This is a genomic window from Nonomuraea mangrovi, from assembly GCF_042681425.1.
Classification (GTDB): domain Bacteria; phylum Actinomycetota; class Actinomycetes; order Streptosporangiales; family Streptosporangiaceae; genus Nonomuraea; species Nonomuraea mangrovi.
Map to the genome: position 1 here is coordinate 1 of NZ_JBHUFV010000051.1, position 19,641 is coordinate 19,641.

Annotated in this window: 14 protein-coding genes and 2 pseudogenes; 5 read left to right on the forward strand and 11 right to left on the reverse strand. The window is 70.2% G+C overall.

The window, feature by feature from the left end:
• Positions 1–57: 57 nt before the first annotated feature.
• Positions 58–945 carry a DUF4262 domain-containing protein gene (locus ACFSKW_RS34250; protein ID WP_379576931.1) on the reverse strand — a complete coding sequence of 296 codons (888 nt, stop codon included), beginning with the start codon at positions 943–945 and terminating at the stop codon, positions 58–60.
• 221 nt (positions 946–1,166) lie between these two features.
• Between ACFSKW_RS34250 and ACFSKW_RS34255 the strand changes: the two genes are divergently transcribed.
• Positions 1,167–1,559, forward strand: a complete 393-nt coding sequence (locus ACFSKW_RS34255; protein ID WP_379576933.1) for a hypothetical protein — start codon at positions 1,167–1,169, stop codon at positions 1,557–1,559.
• A 40-nt stretch (positions 1,560–1,599) separates the two neighbouring features.
• Here the strand turns inward: ACFSKW_RS34255 and ACFSKW_RS34260 are convergent, their stop codons facing one another.
• Complete coding sequence (locus ACFSKW_RS34260) at positions 1,600–1,842, reverse strand: transposase (RefSeq protein WP_435192270.1); 243 nt, start codon at positions 1,840–1,842, stop codon at positions 1,600–1,602.
• Positions 1,843–2,250: 408 nt separating this feature from the next.
• On the opposite strand from ACFSKW_RS34260, the gene ACFSKW_RS34265 reads away from it, so the two are divergent.
• Positions 2,251–2,424, forward strand: a complete 174-nt coding sequence (locus tag ACFSKW_RS34265; RefSeq protein ID WP_379577311.1) for a winged helix-turn-helix domain-containing protein — start codon at positions 2,251–2,253, stop codon at positions 2,422–2,424.
• A 69-nt stretch (positions 2,425–2,493) separates the two neighbouring features.
• Here ACFSKW_RS34265 and ACFSKW_RS34270 read toward each other — a convergent pair.
• Positions 2,494–2,829 (reverse strand): annotated as a pseudogene (locus ACFSKW_RS34270) (tyrosine-type recombinase/integrase); the annotation flags it as partial.
• Positions 2,830–3,391: 562 nt separating this feature from the next.
• Positions 3,392–3,823 carry a DEAD/DEAH box helicase gene (locus ACFSKW_RS34275; protein WP_379576937.1) on the reverse strand — a complete coding sequence of 144 codons (432 nt, stop codon included), beginning with the start codon at positions 3,821–3,823 and terminating at the stop codon, positions 3,392–3,394.
• Positions 3,824–4,260: 437 nt separating this feature from the next.
• Between ACFSKW_RS34275 and ACFSKW_RS34280 the strand changes: the two are divergent.
• Positions 4,261–4,788 (forward strand): annotated as a pseudogene (locus ACFSKW_RS34280) (IS5 family transposase); the annotation flags it as partial.
• A 19-nt stretch (positions 4,789–4,807) separates the two neighbouring features.
• On the opposite strand, the gene ACFSKW_RS34285 reads toward ACFSKW_RS34280, so the two are convergent.
• The 4 genes from ACFSKW_RS34285 to ACFSKW_RS34300 all read right to left on the reverse strand — a co-directional run bounded on the left by ACFSKW_RS34285 (position 4,808) and on the right by ACFSKW_RS34300 (position 15,701).
• Entirely contained in the window at positions 4,808–5,581 is a 774-nt protein-coding gene (locus tag ACFSKW_RS34285; protein ID WP_379576939.1) for a neutral zinc metallopeptidase, read from the reverse strand.
• A 169-nt stretch (positions 5,582–5,750) separates the two neighbouring features.
• Positions 5,751–6,665, reverse strand: a complete 915-nt coding sequence (locus ACFSKW_RS34290) for a hypothetical protein (RefSeq protein ID WP_379576941.1) — start codon at positions 6,663–6,665, stop codon at positions 5,751–5,753.
• A 303-nt stretch (positions 6,666–6,968) separates the two neighbouring features.
• Entirely contained in the window at positions 6,969–12,458 is a 5,490-nt protein-coding gene (locus tag ACFSKW_RS34295) for an ATP-binding protein (RefSeq protein ID WP_379576943.1), read from the reverse strand.
• A gap of 198 nt (positions 12,459–12,656) precedes the next feature.
• Entirely contained in the window at positions 12,657–15,701 is a 3,045-nt protein-coding gene (locus ACFSKW_RS34300) for a BTAD domain-containing putative transcriptional regulator (protein WP_379576945.1), read from the reverse strand.
• 100 nt (positions 15,702–15,801) lie between these two features.
• On the opposite strand from ACFSKW_RS34300, the gene ACFSKW_RS34305 reads away from it, so the two are divergent.
• Together ACFSKW_RS34305 and ACFSKW_RS34310 are read left to right on the forward strand one after the other, a co-directional pair.
• The gene (locus ACFSKW_RS34305) at positions 15,802–16,671 is read left to right on the forward strand and encodes an alpha/beta fold hydrolase (RefSeq protein ID WP_379576947.1); all 870 of its coding nucleotides are present in this window, start codon (positions 15,802–15,804) and stop codon (positions 16,669–16,671) included.
• A 284-nt stretch (positions 16,672–16,955) separates the two neighbouring features.
• Positions 16,956–17,318 carry a DUF488 domain-containing protein gene (locus ACFSKW_RS34310; protein ID WP_379576949.1) on the forward strand — a complete coding sequence of 121 codons (363 nt, stop codon included), beginning with the start codon at positions 16,956–16,958 and terminating at the stop codon, positions 17,316–17,318.
• 144 nt (positions 17,319–17,462) lie between these two features.
• Here ACFSKW_RS34310 and ACFSKW_RS34315 read toward each other — a convergent pair whose 3' ends face one another.
• The 3 genes from ACFSKW_RS34315 to ACFSKW_RS34325 form a co-directional block, all read right to left on the reverse strand.
• Positions 17,463–17,933 carry a hypothetical protein gene (locus tag ACFSKW_RS34315; RefSeq protein ID WP_379576951.1) on the reverse strand — a complete coding sequence of 157 codons (471 nt, stop codon included), beginning with the start codon at positions 17,931–17,933 and terminating at the stop codon, positions 17,463–17,465.
• Positions 17,934–18,129: 196 nt separating this feature from the next.
• Entirely contained in the window at positions 18,130–18,516 is a 387-nt protein-coding gene (locus ACFSKW_RS34320; protein ID WP_379576952.1) for an ROK family protein, read from the reverse strand.
• 150 nt (positions 18,517–18,666) lie between these two features.
• Positions 18,667–19,605: a GlxA family transcriptional regulator gene (locus ACFSKW_RS34325; protein ID WP_379576954.1), complete on the reverse strand. Its 939-nt coding sequence runs from the start codon at positions 19,603–19,605 to the stop codon at positions 18,667–18,669.
• Between the last annotated feature and the right edge of the window lie 36 nt (positions 19,606–19,641).

Below are 19,641 nucleotides of genomic sequence, written 5' to 3' on the forward strand. Positions count from 1 at the left end.
CGTCACCATCGCTTCCCTCATGCTGTGGCTCCGCCAAACCGAATTATCAGACAGGCCTTAGCGCGGACGCGAGCTGCTCTTGCACACCGGCGGCGGCCAGGCGCTGGGCCACGAGGTGCCGGCCACGCGCAGCATGTCCTCCCAGTGAGCGCTGATCCGCTCGGCCTGGATGCGCTGGCGCGAGACCGGTTCCAGCGGCCCGTAGTCGGCGCCCAGGTCGAAGCGCCACAGCCGGGCATCGGAGATGTCGGCGATGCGGGGGGAGCACTGATAACCGCAGATCGAGAACAACCCGAGCACCAGGTCACTGTAGGAGGCGGTGTCGGTGATCACGATCTCGGGGCGAGCAGGGCCGTCGAGGTTGAACACCGCATCCGAGATGCCCAGCGAGTCGCGCAGCGTGCCGGGCATGACAATGCCACCCAGGCCCATCACCCGGTCGGAGACGACGTTCAGCCAGGTGGCGCCGCGGCCGGAGCCGAAGTACTTGCGATTGGGCCGGGTATGGATCGAGCGCAGCGGCACCGCAAAACGCATCCCGTCAGCCGAGGCCGCATGCCCGCCACCCCAGTCTCCGGCGATGCCGATCTTGCCTTGGGTCTCCACCAGCAGAGCCGAGGCCGCGCGCAGGCCGCCCAGGTGGAAGTAGGCGTAGTCGGCGCCGGTCAGCCGGCCCCGGGTCAGCGCTTTTGGCCACACGACCTGCAGGACTTCCATCGGAGCATGCTGATAGAAGCTGGAGGTGGAGCCGAGCAGGATCGGGTGCCAGCTCGGATCGACCGTCTTGACGAAGACGGCATGGCCTTCCAACACGTCGTCACGCCGCTGCTCGGGGGCGGGGGCGCGCTCGGCCTCGCCGAGGATGTTGAGACATTCGTGCATGAGGTCCAGGTCGAGCCCGCACATGATCAGATCGGGCGTGCCTCGCGTATTGCTCGCCTGCACGGCCCTGGAGAACGCGCGAACGACCAGCTCAAGTCCTGGCGGATCTGCGTAAACTCCGCTGCCCAACAAGGCTGGCCACCTCGTCAAGGCGAAAAGACCCGGCGCGCCGCTTCGACAAAACACCCCGACACTCGCTAGATATGGATCAAGGCCAGGACTGAGGAATTACCTGACACGAACCCCAGGGGCATTACGTGCCGTTCCACGGGAGGAGATCGAAATTGACTATTCTCTGCGATTTTCAATGGGTGCATGGTGTTGAAACGGGAGTTGATATCGGAGATGGCCAACCCGTTTGGGAGCAAACCTTTTCAACCGGCGGTCGTCACAGGAACGGGCACGCCGTCCTGGTCTTCATGGTTAGAGGCCTCACGGGTTCGAACGGAGCTGAAGTCCGGCTGAACAATAAATTCATCGGACGGATCGACCCTTATCCCGGGGCCAACGCGAGTCATTGGTACATGCAAACGATCAATATCTCCGGCGGTCCCCTTCTGGACGGCAACAATGAGCTGCAGGTCAATGCGGCTCCGTCCGCGAATCCCACCCCAGGTGACATCTACGACGATTTCCGGCTGAAGAATATTTTTTGCATTTTCCAGCAGGCGTCGTGATAGCTACAGTAACTAGTCGAGAGAGCTTTAATGGCTGAGGTTACGGTGGGTGGACGTCCAGGCCGGTCTTGGCGGTGAAGCCGGTGATGAGGGCTGGCCGGTACTGCATGCGGTTGAGCCGGTTCTTCACCACGACGATCAGTTGGTCGACGGTCCGGATGGCGAGGTTGGCCAGGCTCTTCTTCATGTGCGCCCACACGCCCTCGACCGGGTTCAGTTCCGGAGCGTAGGCAGGCAAGTAGAACACCGTCAGCCGGGGACGCGAGGCGATCAGCTGTCTCATCTGCGCCGAGGTGTGGGTGTTGAGGTTGTCCCACACCACCACTAGCGGCCCGCTGAGCTGCTAATGGGCCGCATCGAACATCGGCCTCGGCGAACCCTCGCCGTTCGCCCTTGCATCTGCGGTGCTGCCGCATCCGGTAAATCAACCGCGGCAGGCGCCCGGGGCGGGTGGCGATCAGACCTGCCACCGATACCCGCCCAGTGCCCTTGACAGGCAGCGACACGACCGGCGTGTGCCCCTTACGCCCCCAGGTGCGACCCCGGGAGACCTCAAGGTCTGGCCGGCCTCGTCTTCGAAGCACAACCACACCCCTTGCTGCGCCGCCAGCCTTTTATGATCGGCCACTGTTGGCACGAATGAGGTGGTGACAGTGCGTGCTTAGGAAAGCAGGATCCGTTGCCGCAGCAGTTGCATCGGCTGGGCTGGAGCTGGCAGGCACCCTCCCGCCGCGCCGCCGAACGCGATGAGCAGGCCATTGGCGGTGAGGGCTCGCTGCACGAGTTCAGCCTCGCCCGGGTCTGTCCAGTTAACGGCTCGATCAGCGCGAGATTGCGCCCCTTCGCCGCGCGGCTGGAAACGTAGGGCCACGACGGTGGCCAGGCGGCGTCCGGCGCGGTGGGCGGGGCTGCGGTCCAGTTGGTCGACGTGTAGGTAGGCCTGGGTGGTACGAGGGTCGGCGTGGCCGAGCAGGGCCTGCACCACGTCGAGTGGTTCGCCGGCGTGGAGCAGCGCGGTGGCCACGCTGTGCCGGATGGCGTGCGGGGTGAGCGTGTGCGGGTCCGGGACGCCGACGGCCCCTGCGAGCCGCTGCAGCAGGTCCAGGACGTAGGAGCGCTGTAGCCGGGCGCCGGTGCGGGTGACGAACAGCGGGCCGGGTGCCGACCCGCGCTCGGCCAGGTGCGCGCCATACGTGAGCGGCGTGTGAGCGCCAAGGGGCGGCGGCGCGGTTGCTAGGCACCGGGACGACCACGTTGATGGGCTTGGCATCTGGGGTGCCGTCTCCGTCGCGATCACCGTCGGCGTACTGGCGAGCCAGCACGCGCACGGCCTCCGGATCGAGGTTGGGATTCAGCGCGATCGGCGCGAGGATCATGCGGTCGCCCAGGTCGGCGGCGCTTCCTGGGGTGACGGGTTGGGCGACGTCTTGGGGGAGGCGTTGAAATCGGTGACGAGGATGCTGTCGTTGGAGAGTGGCGGTCAGATAGACGCGGCGGCGCGCCGTCGCGAAGGCTGAAATCATCGCAATGGGTGGGCATGGCGGGCTTATCTGGATGCAGGTACTGGTCACGGTGACGGCACACAGGTCCAGCACATCAGCGATCAGCGGCCAGGTGAACTTGAAGTCATCGTCTCCGGCACACGGATGCAGGATTTGCATGACTCTGTCCTGCCGAGCGGTCCAGGACCAGAAGGGGACGGGCACCGTGGCGGTGGGATCGTCGGTCTCCAGGTCAGCCCATGCCTTGGGAGACTGCGCCCGAAGGTCTCGTTCGAATTCGTCGAGGAGGTCGTCGTAGGCGGTGTGGCCGGACGGGATGCTGAGCCGGAACTAGGCCTCGGTGGTGGCGAGCGCGGCATGGGCATCGTCGACCACGACGATGCCCATCTGCAGCTTGTCGCGATGATCGCCGACTACCCCGAAGACGGATTGGCCGTTGATGAGCTTTTGAAAGGTGGTCACGAGCATCGACTGGCCGCTGCGAAACGCCAGGTCATCGAACCTTTCGGTCACTGCCAACCACATCTGGGCGGCCTCGGCGCGCACCTGAGCGGCCAGATAACGATCCGGGGCCAGGTAGACCGCGGGCCCCAGCTCCTCGTTAAGAGTGCTTCGAGCGATCAGCAGGCCGACGGCCGTCTTCCTGCCGCCGGTGTTCTGCTTGATGACGATGTCCCGCTTGTCCCGGCGCTCGAACCATGCCTCGAGGACCTCGCCCTGCTCATGCCGAAGATAGGGCCAGGGCGGGAGACAGCGCCGCATAGATCTCTCGCGGGCGCAACAGCGGTTCACGCCGGTTGACCCCCACGAGATTGAGATCAATAGGCACCGTCGCGTCCCTTCCTCATGGGCTAATCGGACGCGGCAGCCGCCGCGCCGCCATCTCGGCCAAGTTCACAACTGCCGGTCTGCGTTTGTGCGCAGTAGCGCCGTCATGCTGACCCCGCGTCGGCACGCTCTTCGGCAGCACGTTCACCGCCCGCATGCGCCCGCCTTCGTAGGTCCGCCTCAAATGCCTCACGCCGCTGCATCGGCCGAGCCGCCGTCACTGTTACCACCGCATGCCAGCGGCCGTAGCGTCCAGCCGCGGGCGGGCGGGGCGGGTTGATGGCGCCGGAACGATCGTCGACGCAGCCGTCCCCGCGGTCGACCAGCCGAACACCGCCGCCTTTGAGACCAAGCCGGACCCCGCGCGCGAGGAGCGACGACGGCGGCATAGACGGCGCCGGGCGCTGCTGAAGGCAGCCGAGATGGGACGCTCGCGCGGTGGATTGACCAGCAAGGTGCATCTGGCCGCCGACCGGCGCTGCCGCCCGCTGTCGTTCCAGCTCACTGCCGGACAGGCCCCGCTCTTCGTGGCCGTCTTGGAGGGCGTGCTCGGCCCGATCGGCCGCCCGCGCACCCGCCCCGGCGCGGTCGCGGCCGACAAGGCGTACTCCTCCCGCGCCAACCGCGCTTACCTGCGCAGACGCCATATCAAGGCCGTCATCCCGGAGAAGGCCGATCAAGCGGCCAGCCGGAAGTAGAAAGGCCGTCGCGGTGGACGGCCCCTCAATCACGACGACCAGTTGTACAAGGAGCGCAGCGCCGCCGAGCGCTGCATCAACAAGATCAAGGACTGGCGGGAGCTCGCCACCCGCTACGACAAGACACCCACCAGGTACCTCGCAGGCCTCCACCTACGGGGCGCCCTGATGTGGATCCGTAGCCTCCGACCTGCCCCCTGATCTCAACCAGGAACAGACCCTAGGCCACCTCTGAGGACACGGCCGTCCAGGTGTTGCACGACGCGGCGTCACCGCTGGAGAAGCCCCGGTTCGCCCACTTGCGGACGTTGGCCGTCTTCCCGTACACCCGCTCGCTGCCGGCGGCATCGCCCGTGAGCAGGCTCCTGACGTGGGCCCAGTCGCTGCTCGACCTGCCCTTCAGCGGCCAGATGCTCTTGACGAAGGCACCGGCCAGGCAGTCGGCCTGCAGGCTGTAGCGGCGCAGGCGCTCGTTGAGCTCAGCCTTGGTGTCGTACATCCCGCTACCGTCGACATTGGGGCCAATGAGGACGAGCTGCTGCATGTGCCGGGCGTACAGCGCAGCGGTGTTGACCATGAGCCACAGGTCGGAGGGATCCTCCAGGATGTCCTTGCCAAGCTTGTAGGCGACGACGCCGGTATCGCAGTAGATGCTGACCGAGCTCTCGCGCCGGCCAATGCCGCAGTAGGAGCCGGAACTGCTCACGAACTTCAGCCGTGGCGACTCGAAGCTGACGCCGGTCTCGCCGAGGTACTGCTCCCACGTCGCCTCTAGGCACTGCATGGCCGCGCCGATGTAGCGCTTGACGGAGGCAGCGTCGCCGCTCCTGACGGGCGGCTCCTCACAATCGGACGTGGGCATCTTGCCCAGTTTGTACAGGACGTTGTCGATCAGGACCTTCTGTTTGACTGGGTAGGCGGAGGCGGCCGTGGGCGTCGCGCCGAGCCACAGGGCTGCGGCAGCCGCTAAGCCGGCGATCGCGCGAATCTTCATGATCCGGAGACTAGTCCAGAACGCGTGCGGTCAGATGGCCGCCGCTGCTGGAGCCGGGTGGCTGAGGCGCTGGAGGATCTCGGACGTGGCGCTGAACCGGTTGAAGGTGGTCGTCGACGACGTCTCGGATGTGCCCCCACAGCCAGGCTGGCATGGGCGGCAAGACGGCTCAGGCGCCCGTTGTAGTCACGCATCGCCGGTCCGCGGCGCGGTTTCCGACTGGCCGCGAGCGACCGTGTCCGAGGTGCGGCGGGCCGCAAGCTGAGTGGGCGCGGTGGCGGCCGCTGCGTACGCGTCCTTGATCATCGCTCTGAGCTGGGGAAGGCGGATCACTGTCATCGTGGTCTGCTCCTTCAGTTCGGTATGCAGCCGTTCGACCACCCGCTCGTCCCAGGAGGTCTCGTCTTGGACCAGCACGATGTGTCGCTCGACGGCTCCACGAGCCGTCGGCTTCGGCGATCCAGACGGGTTCGTCGTCCTGGCCGTCGTAGTGGTTGACCATCATGCCGGGGCGGGCGCCGCCGGTCTGGGTGGTAGCGCGGATTCTGCCCTCGGGGTCGAGGGTGAAGGTGCGTGAGGTGGTGCCTTGGGTCATCGAGGCGACCATGTCGTCGGCGTGGTAGCCGATGGTCAGGTCAGCGCCGCCGCTTGCGTGGGCCTTCGGGACCGTGGTGGTGCGGCCGAAGGCGTCGTAGGTGTAGCCGGTCGTGGTGAGGCGGTCGGCCTCGTCGTAGGTGTAGGTGGTGGTGGTTGGCGTGCTCGTGGTGGAGCACTTGCCGTTGGTGGCGGGGTTGTAGGTGTCCGGGCGGCTGCGGTTGGTGTTAGCCGTGAACGCGTACGTCCGGGTGACGCATGTGCCGTTGTAGGTGTCGGCCACCTTGGTCAGGCGTCCTGCGGTGTCGTAGCCATACTCTTGGCGTCCGCCGGGGCTGGTGGCCGCGATGATGGTCCCGTTGATGCCAGGGGTGTTGGTGAACTCCAGCCAGCGGGTTTGGCCATTGCTGTAGGTGAGCGCAGTGTCGTTGCCTGCGCGTGAACGCGACGGCCGTGATGCCGTAAGGCGCCAGCTCGCCCATCTTGGCATGCAGCTCGTCGGGGACGCCGCCGTTGGCGAACGGGTAGCTCGCCGCCAGCGCCGGCCGGGGGAGATCCACGGCGAGCAGGCCTGCGGTGGCGCCGGTCAGGGTGAGGAAACGTCTGCGGTCCATGGGGGAACTCCTCAGGGCGGCGGGCCCTGCCCGGGGCCCCAACGATCACCAAGTGCGGTTGCATCATGGCAGACCGGTGAGGCTTCTTGATCCACCCCGGACAGGGGCAGCGACCCGCGCTGAGATCGGGCGGACAGTCCCGGTGCTGCCCGCCGGCGTCTTCGACGCGCTACACCCGGTCAGACCTGTCGGGCGAGGCCCTTCTCGATCGCCTCGATGATCCGCGGCCGCAGTTCGGCGCAACTGATGATCGCGTCCACCGAGCCGACCTCGACGGCCCGCTGGATGCTGTGCACGCGGTCGAACTCGGTGGCCACGTCGGTGAGCTTCTCGGCCCGCACGGAGGACCGCAGCTCGGCCAGCTCGGCGGCCAACGCGGCCCGCGCGGCGGCCGGAGCCTCCGCGACGCGGGCGGCCAGCGCGCGCACGCGGGGGTCGTTGTCCGTCCGCTTGTCGACGTCGCGGGAGAAGACCACCGCGGCGGCCGGAGCACCGCCGAGCACCGACGCGAACGAGCCCTCGACCGCGAGCACGGTCATGTTCAGGTTGAGCGCCTTGGAGAACACCACGAACGCGCCGCCGTGGTACCGCGAGATGACGCAGAACACGATGGGGCCCCTGAAGTTCACCACCGCGCGGCCGATCTCCGCACCGTACTCGAGCTGCAGCTTGCGCATCGACTCGGGCGAGCCGTCGAACCCTGACAGGTTGGCCAGCACGACCAGCGGACGGTTCCCGCTGGCGGCGTTGATGGCCCGAGCGGCCTTCTTGGACGAGCGCGGGAACAGGGTGCCCGCGGTGTAGGTGTCCGGGCCGTCGGTGGGAGGGAACCCGCGGCGCGGCACGGACCGGGACTCGATGCCGAGCAGGCACACCGGCCGGCCACCGAGGTGGACGTCCTGGACCGCGGCGGTGTCCGCGTCGGCCATGCCCGCCCACCGCTCCAGGACCGGGTGGTCCTGATCGGACAGCGCACGCATGACCGTGCGGATGTCGAACGGCTTCTTGCGATCAGGGTTGGACTCGGCGGAGAAGATCTGGCCCACGGTGGTGAAGTCGCTGCCCGGCACGGCGTGCGGGAACGTCGACACGTCGCGGTCCACCGGGTCGCCGGTGACCGTCTTGCGCGGCCCGCTCTCGCCCGGCGCGACATAGCTGTGGTCGTAGTGCGCCATCAGGACGTCCCGCGCCCCGCGGATGTCCGGCGCCCAGTACTGCGCCTGGCCGTTCGGGCCCATGATCCGGTCGTACCCGCCGATGCCGTGGTTGTCCTCGGCCGACACACCGCCGGAGAAGTCGAGCGATTGCTTGCCGGTCAGCACCATCGCGGAGTCCGGCGTCATCACCAGGATGCCCTTGGTGTGCATGAGCATCGTGGCCTCGGCGTTCCAGTACGGCTGGGCGCCGACGTTGATGCCCGCGACCACGATGTTGATCTCGCCGCCGTCCTGGGTGAAGTTCACGATCCGCTTCAGCGCGGCCGCCACCCAGTCCATGTTCTCGGTGCCGGACGACATCGAGATCCGGGCGCCGGCGGACAACGCGAACCACTCCAGCGGCACCCGCATCCGCTCGGCCAGGTCGAGCGCGGCGATCACCCGCGCGCACTCGGGCTCGGACAGCGCGCCGAGCGCCTTCGTCGGGTCGCCCAGCAGCACGACGCGGGTCATGCCCTCCGGGTGGCGCGGTGTGGGCGTGCTGACGACACCCGCGACGAGCGCGGCGGTGTTGCGCCCCTTGGGCCGGTCCACCGGCACCAGCTTCGCATGCTCGTCCAGGTCGTACTCGGTGAACGAGCCGAACGGCCCGGCGAGCATGCCGGTGAGCTCGTACGGGTAGTGCGTGCCACGGCTGTGCGCGCGCAGCACTTCCTGGCGGTAGTCGTCGAGCGGCTCGACGGGCTCGGTCGGCGGCTGCACGACGGACAGCTGCATGCCGGAGCCCACGTCGTAGCCGATCCGGACGGCGATGTCGGCGAGCTCGCCGGTGGCGCTGTCGCGGCGCCTGCCGAGGAACAGCACCTCCTCCAGGCCCGCGCCGGCCGTCGTGGGCAACACGCGCTTCGCCACGGTGTTCAGGTCGTCGGGGGAGAGGTCGGTCGGCGGCCACACGTAGATGACTATCCGGTTCGTGCCGGACGTCTTCGCGCCGGGCTTCTTGGCGCGGCGGATCGCGTCGAGGCACGTGGCCAGGGTGTCCTCGGCCGCGGGCAGCGCGACGAGTCTGCCCTCGTCGTCGCGCAACGGGGTCAGGTCGCGGACCTGGCCCAGGGCGACGAGGCGCTCGTCGGACGGGTTGCGCCGTGCCGCGGCTCTGAAGAGGTAGACCTCCTCGTCGGGCGAGGGCAGCCGGGTGAGGTCGAAGTCGCGCAACCGCTCCAGCTGCATGCGCTCCGCGATGCGCGGGTGCAGTCCGCGCAGCAGCCGTTCCTCCACGAAGCCGTCCGCGGACGGCCGGAAGGTGAAGTGGTGGTGCATCACGGCGCCGCTGTTGCCCGCGACGGTCGTGGTGACGCGGCCGACCCGGTTCGACGGCTGCTGCGCGCCCAGGGCCTCGCGCAGGAGCGTGGCCATCTCGTCGGGGTCGCTCGGACCGTCCGACCAGGTCAGGTAGACGTCCGCCACCAGTTCGCCGTCACCGGCGAACGTGTCGACCGCCTTGACCGCCTCGGCCAGCGCGGGGAAGTCGACCGCGGTGGTCACGACGCGGCCACCGCCGGTCGCGGTGCGGTGGTCGGCGACGACGAACGTGCAGCCCGCCACCTTGTTCACCCGGATGTCGCTGAGCGCGCGGCTGCCGTAGTAGCGGCGGCTCAACACCTCCAGCAGCGGCACGGGGTCCACGCCTTCGCGGCCGATCCGCTGGCCGACCAGCCGGACGAGCGGCTCGGCGCTGGCGACCATCGCGGAGATCCGCTCGGCGCGGTCAGGCGCGTCCGGGTGCTGGTCGAGGTGGCGCAGGTGCTTGCGCACGGCCGCGTACACCTTGGCGCGGGTACGGCGCAGCAGCGGCTGGACGAACCAGACGAACACGACGCTGCGCGCCAGGTCCGCGACGGCCGGGAACCTGACCTGGGTGGCGGCGACCAGGTGCTCCAGCGCCAGCCCGACGGTGACGCGGTCCGCCTCGGCGGGCGGGGCCTCGTTCACCCACTGGCGCAGCAGGGTCGTCACCACGGCGACGTCGGCGGACGCGCGCTGCTGGGCCAGGAAGATCCGGAAGACCGCGTCCTCCAGCTCAGGCGTGCGGTCCAGGCCCTCGACGCCGTAATGGGACAGCACGTGCGTGAGCCGCTGCTGGAAGCTCTCCGACAGCCCGGACCGGTCCGAGTCGAGGTACTGCAGGTAGGTGTGGAAGTACTCGCGGGGGCTGTGCACCGCGAAGTCGGACTGTGACTCCTTACCGGCGGGCCGGTTGCGGCTCAGTTCGCTCAGGTCGGCGAACAGGCTCAGCAGCTCGACCTCACCGGCCGGCTCGTGTTCGCCCTCCGCGACGAGCTCGGCGCGTGCGGCCAGGTAGGTGGCGAGCAGGCGCTTCTCGTCCTGCGAGTCGATGTCGAAGCCCAGCAGGAGGCTGCGCAGGTCCTGCAGACCACGCGCGGCCCGCTCGGCCGCGGGCACGTCCACCGGCTCGGGCGGCAGGTCCAGCTCGACCTCCTCCGCCGCGGCCGCGGGACCGGCCGCCTCGTCGTCGTCGCCCAGCGGCTCCAGACGGAGCAGGCGGGCGCCCGCCTCCACCTGGGTGCCGACCGACACCGCGAGCTCCCGCAGGCGACCGCGGAACGGCGCGCGCAGCACGGTCTCCATCTTCATGCTCTCGACCACGAGCAGCGGCGCACCGGCCTCGACCTCGTCGCCCGCCTGCAGCGGCGTGGCCACCACGAGCGCGGGCACGGGCGAGCGCACGATGCCGCCCTCGTCGCGGCTGATCCGGTGGGTGATGCCGTCGACCTCGACCAGGTGGATCGGGCCGTGCGTGCTGGTGACGACCTTGAAGCGGACGCCGTTCACGACGATCTGGCCACTGTGCTCGTCGAAGCGCTCGATGTCGACATCGGCCGCGTGCTCGGGGCCGCCCGCCGAGATGCCGACGCGGAAGCGGTGGCCGCCGGTGCGGGCGACCCGGACGCGATAGCAGACGTCGCGGAGCTTGAGCTCCAGCGCCCGGCCGCTCTCGTGCTGGGACTGCGGTCGGCCGCCGTGCGCGGTGGCCAGGAAACGCTGCCGCGTGACGGTCTCCTCGTCCTTGTAGGCCTCGATGGCGGCGGCGATCAGCGCGATCGCGGAATGCTGGTGCGACACGAGGGCGCCCTGGGCGCGCACGCGGTCGATCCAGCCGGTGTCGGCGGACCCGTCGATCACCGCGGGCTCGTCGAGCAGCATGCGGACGAAGCCCTTGTTCGTCACGCCGCCCTCGATGATGACGGTCGTCTGCGTCATCGCGCGGCGCAGGCGGGCCAACGCCTCCGTGCGGTCACGGCCGTGCGCGATGATCTTGGCGATCATCGAGTCGAAGTCAGCGGGGATCACGTCGCCCTCGCTGAACCCGGTGTCCACCCGGATACCGGGGCCGCTGGGCAGCGCCAGCCGGGCGATCCGGCCCGGTGAAGGAGCGAAGTCGCGGTCGGAGTCCTCCGCGTTGAGGCGCGCCTCGACGGCGTGACCCCACTCCTCGGGCGCGTCACCCTCGAGCTTGCCGCCCGCCGCGACGTGCAACTGGGCCTTCACCAGGTCCACGCCGGTGGTGACCTCGGTGATCGGGTGCTCGACCTGCAGGCGCGTGTTGACCTCCAGGAACGCGAACAGCCGCTCACCGGGGTGGTAGAGGAACTCGACGGTGCCCGCGCCCTGGTAGTCCACCGCGAGCACGAGCCGCTCGGCCGCCGCCTTCAGCTCGGCGACCTGCCTGGCGTTGAGCACCGGGGAGGCGGACTCCTCGATGATCTTCTGGTTGCGCCGCTGCACGGAGCAGTCGCGCACGCCCAGCGCCCACGCGGTGCCCTGCCCGTCCGCGATGACCTGCACCTCGACGTGCCGGGCGCCCGTCACCAGGCGCTCCAGGAACACGACGCCGCTGCCGAACGCGCGCGCGGCTTCCTGGCGCGTCAGCTCGTAGGCCTGGGCCAGCTCGTCGGCGTCGGAGATCATCCGGATGCCGCGACCACCGCCGCCCGCGGTCGCCTTCAGCATCAAGGGGTAGCCGATCCGGTCGGCCGCCGCCTTCGCGTCCTCCAGCGTGTCCACCGGACCGCGGCTCCACGGCGCGACGGGCACGCCGACCTCTTCGGCGATCAGCTTCGAGCCGATCTTGTCGCCCAGTCTGCGCATCGCCGCGGAGCTCGGGCCGACGAACGTCACGCCGATCTCGGCGCACAGGTCGGCGAACGCCGGATCCTCCGCCACGAAGCCCCAACCGACCCAGGCCGCGTCCGCGCCGGTCTCGACCAGCGCCTTCCTCAGGACAGCGTGGTCCAGGTAGGGCCGGTTCGCGGCGAGCCCCAGGTCGTAGGCGATGTCCGCCTCGCGGACGAACGTGGCCGTCCGGTCGGAGTCCGTGTACAGCGCGACGGTCTCGATCCGTGTCCCCGTCTCCGCGGCTAGGTCCCGAACGGCGTGGATGAGCCGCATGGCGGCTTCACCGCGGTTGACGATGGCGACACGACTGAACACTGAGCGGGCCTTTCGAAGACAGTGAACACGGCGGCCGTCCCCGCCCTGACCGGGTACATACTGTCGGCTGCCCCCCGGTATCGGAATGGCGGCGACTCAGCGGGCTTCGCGGCCGGAGTTGTGGGGATCGCACAAACGCACCCGGCGGTGCGGTGTGGCATGAGGCTGCTGTGACCGCGGTTGCGCAACTTCCTCGCCTCAGGCCGACGCCTCCGCGAGCCCGTCCAGATAGTGCCGGACGGGACCGAGGCTGAGCAGCCCCGTTCCGCCGCCGGCCAGCTCGTTCGCGGCAGGCAGGAGCTCCCGCCTGAGCCGCTTCATCGCGGTGTGGTCGCGGACGCCGATCGCGACCCTGGCTTCGAGGGCCAGCCGCGCCTCGTAGAGCAGGTCGCGCGGCGAGGCCGGGAGCGTGCGCAGGGCCACGGCCGCCTCCTCGGACCTGCCCGAGACCAGCAGCCGCAGTGCGTGCGCCCACTCGCGGCAGGTGCCGAAGTCGGCGCTCCAGTCCACCGTGTCCCTGTCGAGAGAGAGCAGCGCGAGAGGCAGCAGACCACGTGCCATCCCTCGCATGCCGGTGCTGTTCAGGCGGGACGCCGCGGAGCGGTAGGCGGCCTCGGCTTCGGCCGTACGGCCTTCGACCGCGAGCCGCAGCGCCGCGTACCACTGGGTGAAGACGCCGACCAGGGGGATGTCGTGCCACTCGGCGAAGGCGTCGGCCGCGGCGGCGTGCCGGTCGGCGGCCTCGAAGTCGGCCAGGGCGGAGTGCGCCTGCAGCAGGATCAGGTGTCCGGTGACCTCGAATCCGGGCAGGTCATTCTGAACGGCCAGAGCCAGCAGCTCGGTCCCGATGCCGATCCGCTCGGGGGCCAGCCCTGTGCGGTGGAAGGACTGCATGTAACGGCCGTTGAGCGCGAAGGCCAGCAGTACCGGATCCCCTGCGCGGCGGGCGAGCGCCTCGGCCTCCGCCGCCGCGTCGTGCGCTCGCGCGCTGCCGGCGCCCCGGGATTCGAGGGCGATGGTGCTCTGCAGCCGGCTTCGCTCGGCCGGCCGTTCGGGCGGAAGGGCGGCCAGGGCGCGCTCTGCGGCGGCGACGACCCGGCGGGACAGGGGCTCGTCGTCGTTGGTCGTCCAGACGGCGGGGACGTCGAAGGCCCCGAGCACCTGCGAGGACAGGTCCGGGTCGTCGAGCTCGCCGATCGCGGCGAGGGCCTGGGCACGGAAGGTCCTGGCGGTGTCCAGGTCGCCGATGAGCGCCAGCGCCCGCACCAGCCCCATCACGATCTCCAGCCGCGCCCGTACGTCCTGATCCTCCCGAAGGTCGTGAGCGCCCAACGCGTCCCGCCACAGCCGCGCCGCCAGGTGCGGAGCGAAGCGCCGCTCCGCACGCTCGGCCGCGGCCCTCGCGTAGTGGGCGGCGCGCGGCGCGGTGGCGCGGCTCTGCGCGCGCACGTAGTGGTGAGCGATGGTCTCGATGTCGTACGGCCTGAGCCGCTCGACGATCTCCGCTGTCCGGGCGTGGAAGCGGGCCCGACGACTGCGGGTCATGTCGTCGTACAGCGTGTCGCGGACCAGGGCATGGGCGAAGGCCACCCGTTCGGCCCCTGGTTCGACCACGAATCCGGCCCGCGTCGCGTCCTCGACCGCGTGCAGAACCGTCTCCTCGTCGCCCGTCAACTCGGTCAGCACCACGAGATCCGCCTCCTGGCCGAGCACCGCGGCCTGACGCAGAACGTCGCGGCTCCGCTCGGGAAGCCCGGACAGCCGGTGGCGTACGACGTCGCGGATCCCGTGGGGCACGTCCGACAGGCCCGCCACGCCCTCGGCGTCATAGAGGCTGGCCAGTTCGCGGACGTAGAAGGGATTTCCCGCGCTCCGGCCATAAATGATCTTGATGGAGGCGGGCTCGGGTTTCCGGTGGGAGACGGCGGCGACGAGGTCGGCCACCGCCTCCTCGGGCAGGCCGCCGAGATGGACCCGGGTGGGTTCGGCCCGGGCGAGCCTGGCAAGCGCCGCGGTCAGCGCAGGAGTGAGCTCGGTGGAGCGGTAGGTTCCGACGATCAGGACGCGCCCCCGCGGCGGCTCGGCGGACAGAGAGACCAGCAGGTCCAACGTCTCCTCGCCGGCCCACTGCAGGTCGTCAAGAATCAGCAGCAGCGGTGCCCGCTCGGCCGCCCGCGCCACGGCGGCCGCGACGTGACGGCGCAGGGCGAACCTGTCGGCTGGGAAGTCGGCGACGGCACCGAGCGCGGCGAGGATCCGGCTCCACGGCCAGGCCGCCGGCACACCACCGCCTTCGGAGCCGGCTCCCCGGACGCTGGTCCAGCCCTGCGCCCGGAGCCGTCGCGCCAGCTCCTCCGCGAGGGCGGTCTTGCCCGCTCCCGCCTCGCCTGAGATCAGTCCCAGGGTGGTGGCAGGCCGCTGGAGGGCGGCCAGTTCTTCGGTCCGGCCGAAGAAGGGGCGTGGCGAGGAATGCCCCTCCCGCGCGGGCAGGGCCAGATGCGGAGCCTGGGCCAGGATGTCGGCCTCCAGCCTGCGCAGCTCGGGACCCGGATCCACGCCCAGCTCCTCGACCAGGCTCTCCCTGGCCCTGCGGAGCACGCCGAGGGCGTCGCCTTGGCGGCCGGAGCGGTACAGCGCCAGAGCCAGAAGCCGCCAGGCGTCCTCACGGTACGGGTGCCCGCCGACCTGGGTTTCCAGATCGGCCACCACGTCGGCGGCCAGGCCGAGCGCCAGCGCCGCCTCCGCTCGCCGCTCGATGGCGAGGAGCCTCAGCTCGCCGAGCCTGGTGATCTCGCCACGGGCCCAGTCCCGGTCGGCGAACTCGGCGTAGGCAGGCCCCCGCCAGAGCGCCAGCGCCCCGTCGAGGAGCGCCATGGCCCGCTCGGGAGGAAGCTCACGGGAGTAGGCGACCGCCTTCTCGAACCGCCAGGCGTCCACGTTCTGCTGTTCGGCCCGCAGCGCGTACCCAGGCGCGGCCGTGACGAGGAGCTCGGCCGGCGCGCGAGGCAGGCGGTCGGGCTCCAGGGCCCGTCGAAGCGCGGACACGAAGGTCTGCACGGTCCCGAGCGCGCCCTCGGGCGGGTCGTCCCACAGGTCAGCGATCAGCCAGTCCACCGGGACCACCCTGCCCCTGGCGATCAGCAGCCTGGCCAGGAGCTCCCGGTGCCGGGGCCCCTTGAGCTCGACGGGCCTCCGCTGCCCGTCGAGGGCCTGCAACGGCCCGAGCACCCCGAATTCGATCACTTCTCCCATCCTAGCTGCGCTTCGTCCTGCTCAGTGGCCGCTGACCAGGCGCTCAGTCGCCTCGCCCAGGCTGTTCCTGTCAACCGAAGGGGAGAACCTCATGATCACCGGATTCGACCGTCAGCGGATCACCGTGGCGGACGGCGTGGCGCTCAACGTCGCCGTGGGCGGCTCGGGCAGCCCGATCGTGCTGCTGCACGGCTTCCCGCAGACCCACCTGATGTGGCGGCACGTCGCGGCCGACCTGGCCGCCGACCACACTGTCATCTGCCCCGACCTGCGCGGGTACGGCGACAGCGACAAGCCTGCCGAGCCCGACGGAAGCGCCTACTCCAAGCGGACGATGGCCGCCGACATCGTCGCGCTCGCCGGCGCCCTCGGGCACGACCGCTTCGCCCTGGCCGGACACGACAGGGGCGCCCTGGTCGCCGTCCGCGCCGGGCTCGACCACCCCGGCACCGTCACCCACCTGGCCTGCCTCGACGTCCTGCCCACGCTGGACATGTGGAACGTCATGCGAGGAACCTCGGCCGCCGTCGGCTTCCACCTCTTCCTGATGGCGCAACCCCCCGGCCTGCCCGAACAGATGATCAGCGCGAGCGCCGACGCCTTCTTCGGCCACTTCCTGGACGCGTGGACCCTCGACCCCGGCGCCATCCCGGCCGACATCCGCGCCGCCTACCTGGAAGCGTCCCGCGAGGCGGTCCCCTCGATCGTCGCCGACTACCGGGCCTCGGCCGGCATCGACGTCGAACACGATCGGGCCGACCGTGAGGCGGGCAACACCCTGCGGATGCCCGTCACCGTCCTGCAACAGGACTGGGGCGCGATGCTCGGGTTCGACGCCGCGGACCTCTGGCGTGCCTGGGCTCCCCGGCTGGAGCACCACACCGTGACCGCTGGGCACTTCATGGCCGAGGAGGACCCCGCCGAGGTCATCAAGGCCCTGCGGAGCCTCCTGACCCGCTGACCGCCGCCCGGCGCCTGCGCGTTCCAACCCGCCTGCGCCGATCGAGCATGACCGCCGACCGGTCGAGCGCGGCGATCGCCGTCGTCGTGAAGGGCCGTGCCAGGGCCAGGCTGTGACGAACAACGGGATAGCGTGGGAGGCAACCCCTCTGACCCGCACATGCCAAGCGTTCGCGCCGCGGACCCAGCCGGAAGGCCCCTGGCAGGGCGAAGCGGCGAGCTCATCACTCGTTTCCACGGCAGATGCCGCAAGAAGCCGAGCACCCACTCGCGAGGGGGCCCACCATGGCACACAAGAGGACGGTGCACGTCCGCAGGGTTTACGAGGCTCCGGAGCAGGCTGACGGCGCCAGAGTGTTGGTCGACCGGATCTGGCCCCGCGGAATGACCAAGGAGAAAGCCCACCTCGACGAGTGGTGCAAGCAGGTCGCACCGTCCACGGAACTGCGCAAGTGGTATGGCCACGACCCCGAGCGTTTCGCGGAATTCAGCCTCCGCTACCGGGCCGAGCTCGAGGATCCCCAGCGCGCGGCCGCGCTGGAGCACCTGCGCGACCTCGCCAAGGGCCGAACTCTGACACTGCTCACCGCGACCAGGCATCCCGACATCAGCGAAGCCGAGGTGCTCGCCGAACTGCTCCGGGGCTGACCGTCCCAGAGCAGCGGTACGGTCCACGCGGCCGCCGGCGTGGCCGTTCGACGCCGAGATTCCCATCAGGGGTAGGTCGCGGATCGCGGTACGGAGATCCTCGGCCGGGCGCCGGGCACGGAGAGGAAGAAGTCTCCGCTGCCTTCAGGGCGTGAAAGGCTCCACCCGGCCGCCGCTGTTGCGGGCATCGACGGCATGCCCCGCGCACAGGAGCGTCTCGCCTGCGATGTCGATCAGGCGGTGGGTGGCGAGCTCGGCGCACGGGGCGATCTCGCGCCGGTAACCCCACGTTCGGCCGCAGCCGGGGGTGGCGCAGTGGGTTGTGCCGCCGGCCGCGATCAGGGTGCTGCCGTGTTCGGGGCATACTCCCCAGCCCATGCTGCAGAAGGTGAACAGCCGGTAGGCGGGCCGGAGATCGCAGGCGGTCTCCAACAGCTCGTAGGCGGCCTGGCGGACGAGGCCGGCGGCGTCCGGCAGCCGGAATCCGGCCCGGCCCTGGGGGTCGGCCTGCGACAGTACGCCCGCCAGGTTGTCGATGGCGGCCGCAAGCTCCTCGGCGTGGGTGGCGAGCTCGCGCACCTCGGCGGCCGTGGGAGTGGCCGGTGTTGACGTCATGGTCTCTTCTGCTCAGGTGGTGGCGGCCTGCTGCGTGAACCAGCCGGCCCTCTGCCGAAACTACCCCCTTCAGCACCGTGAAACGCGTCCTGACCTGACAGCCGAGGCCCTATCGGGGCTGCCCGTCGGGGGACATCGGAGCCCCGTGCGCACGATGGCGGTCCTGCGCCGGCCGCGGCACTCGACGTCCGCCGTGTCACACGTCGAACAGCGCGCTCTCCACGTGGTCGAGCGCCAGCCGTACCGCTCCCAATGCCACCGATTCGCTGCCCAGCGTCGACGCCTCCACCCGCACGGGGAAGAGGCAGAGCTCAGCGAGCTCCTCACGCAGGGGTCCCACCAGCAGGTCACCAGCACCTGACATGCCGCCACCGAGCACGACCAGCTCGGGGTCCATGGTGAGAATCGCCGCGCCCACACCTCTGGCCAGGTCGCGGGCGAAGTCCCGGACGATGGCGCCCGCCTTGTGGTCGCCCCTGCGCACCGCCACGAAGACCCGCTCGGCGGCCTCCGCGGTCGAGCCCTCGTCCTGGCCGTAGGCGTAGAACCGGTCCAACGCGGTGTACCACCCGAAGGCGCTCATCACGCCGATCTCTCCGGCGGCGCCGTTGCGGCCGAGGTGCAGCTTGGGGATCAGGCCGGGCGGCTACGCCTCGACGGCCGGCCACCTCCTCGCATGCGCTGCAACGACCCGGGCGCGCCTTGCCTCGGCGTGGCCTGCCGATTCCAGGTCTCAGCGCTGCCTGAAGGCTCTGCGGTAGTCGCGGGGCGGCACGCCGCGGCGCAGCGCGAACCGCTCTCTGAACACGGCGGCGCTGCCGTAGCCGACGTGACGAGCGATGTGCTCGACGGGCAGGTCGGTCGTCTCCAGAAGCTCTTCGGCGAGGTTCAGGCGCTGGGCCAGCAGCCAGGCGTGCGGGGTGGTCCCGGTGGCGGCCTTGAACCGGCGGGCGAAGGAGCGGCGGCTCATCAGGGCGCGGGCGGCGAGATCGTCGACGGAGATGCGGCGGTCCAGGCCGGCCCTGGCCCAGGCGATCACCTCGGCGAGCCGCTCGTCTTCGCCGTCGTCCGGGACGGGCGCGGGCAGGTACTGCAGTTGACCGCCGCTGCGGTAAGGCGTGGTCACCAGGTCGCGGGCGATCTCGTTGGCTCGCGCGGCGCCGTGCTCGCGACGGATCAGGTAGAGGCAGAGATCGATACCCGCCACGGCGCCCGCGCCGGTGACGATCTGGTCCTGGTCGACGTAGAGAGACTCCGGACGGACTCGCACGGCCGGGTGGCGGTCGGCGAGATCGGCGGCGAAGCGCCAGTGGGTCGTCGCCTCCAGCCCGTCGAGGAGACCGGCGGCGGCCGGCAGGAACGTGCCGACACAGTGGGCGGCGATGATCGCTCCCCTGCTGTACGCGGCGCGGAAGGCGGCCAGGACGGCCGGCGGCTGATCGTCGCGGAACTCCATCCCTGGCAGGGCCAGGACCAGATCGGCGCCGGCGAGCCGGTCCAGGCCGTGCTCGACCGGCAGCGGCAGGCCGAGGTCGGTGCGCAGCGTGCCGGGCCGCTCGGCGCAGATCACGAAGTCGAAGCCGGGGCGGCGGAAGATCTCGTTCACGATGCCCAGCCCCAGCGCGGTGGCGCCCTGCGGGGCGTAGGCGGCGACTGATCCGAACTTTGGCACGAAACCCACGATAAGGGCTACTCCGGCCACTGTCGC